At 41.7% G+C, this 1539-nt stretch carries 2 protein-coding genes; both read left to right on the top strand.

Going from position 1 to position 1539, the window contains the following annotated elements:
* Positions 1-41 precede the first annotated feature (41 nt).
* Positions 42-626: a phosphonate ABC transporter ATP-binding protein gene (locus V7659_RS31065; protein WP_438825880.1), complete on the top strand. Its 585-nt coding sequence runs from the start codon at positions 42-44 to the stop codon at positions 624-626.
* A gap of 1 nt (position 627) precedes the next feature.
* Positions 628-1539: PhnE/PtxC family ABC transporter permease (locus V7659_RS31060; protein WP_335543845.1), on the top strand; the 912-nt coding region annotated here is incomplete at its 3' end.

Genomic DNA, 1539 nt, shown 5'->3' with positions numbered 1-1539 from the left:
GAGCGGGTAAAACCACATTACTAAATTCCATTGCCGGACTCGTGCCAATCCAAAACGGGGAACTACTGATCGATAGCCAACCGATATCATCCTATAAAAAAGGCAGGATTTTTGCTAAAAAAGTTGGCGTTATCCGCCAACAATTTGATTTAATTGGGTCGATAGCTGTTATTCATAATGTCTTGGCAGGACGTTTAGCTGATTGGGGTGTTTTCAAATCCCTCTTCTCGTTACTTGTACCCCAAGAAAAAGAAATTGCTCTGAAAGCACTGGAAAGAGTTGGCCTTTCTGATAAGATATTTGAAATCACGTCCACTTTATCTGGAGGCGAACAACAGCGTGTCGCAATGGCAAGATTAATGGTGCAAAAACCGGAAGTGATCCTAGCCGATGAGCCCGTAGCCTCCCTTGACCCGGCACGGGCAGAAGANNTAGCCATGCTGATCAAAATCGTTTCAGAGCAAAAACAAACATTAATTGCGAGTTTACATTCCGTCGAATATGCTCGTAAATATTTTACGAGAATCATCGCCCTTAAAAATGGAGAAATCCTTTTTGATTTACCGACTGATAAAGTAACAGATGATTTGTTAACAGATCTTTATCGGTTAAAGGAGCAAGGGTAAGATGTTGGGACAAAAATCAGTTTTCGGTATGTATAATCGCCTCCTTCTCACGTTACTTTTGGCAGCTGTATTCGTATGGAGCTTGTTTTCAATTCAATGGAATTCCGATCTATTCCATGCTGGTGGAATACCGACGTTGTTGCAAATATTTGAAGGACTTATTCAACCTGACCTGTCTGCTGAAGTACTTATTAAGGGACTTGAATCTGCTTGGATAACGCTAGCATATGCTGTTGCCGGAATGTCACTTGCCATTATTTATGCTCTAATAGTCGGTGTTCTGGCCTCTGGAACGTTAACCTCAAGCAGAGTTGCCCGGTTAACATCTAAACTACTTTTTAGGGGAATATTAGGGTTCACCCGTTCAATTCATGAGTTAATATGGGCTTGGCTTTTTGTTGCTGCCGTAGGTCTGTCCCCTTATGCAGCGATATTAGCCCTCGCGATTCCATACGGAGGTATCCTTGGACGAATTTTTGCGGACATGTTAAATGATGTTCCTGAGCAGCCAATTACAGCATTGAAATCAGCGGGAGCATCTAAACTGCAAATACTCTTTTATGGCTATTTTCCCTTGGTTTGGGCCGACATGATCAGTTATACGATGTACCGCTTTGAATGTGCCATTCGGTCTTCTGCCATTATGAGTTTTGTTGGACTTGGCGGTCTAGGCTACCAAATTCAATTATCACTGGCTGATTTGAAATATGATCAAGTCTGGTCATATGTTTTTTTTCTGATTGCACTTGTCATATTCGTAGATATTTGGAGTAATTTCGTTCGTAAAGGATTAATAGAGCGGAAACGGCGAAAGGGATTCAGTCCTGGTTGGCTATCTCTTCTCTTCACCTTGCTTTTAGTGGTTTGTTCATGGGGATTTATCACGGTCGCTGAGAATGCTCAATTATTTGAA

The sequence above is a fragment of the Neobacillus drentensis genome (assembly GCF_036966985.1).
Lineage (GTDB): Bacteria > Bacillota > Bacilli > Bacillales > Cytobacillaceae > Neobacillus > Neobacillus drentensis_E.
This window is presented reverse-complemented; position numbering and strand designations above follow the sequence as displayed.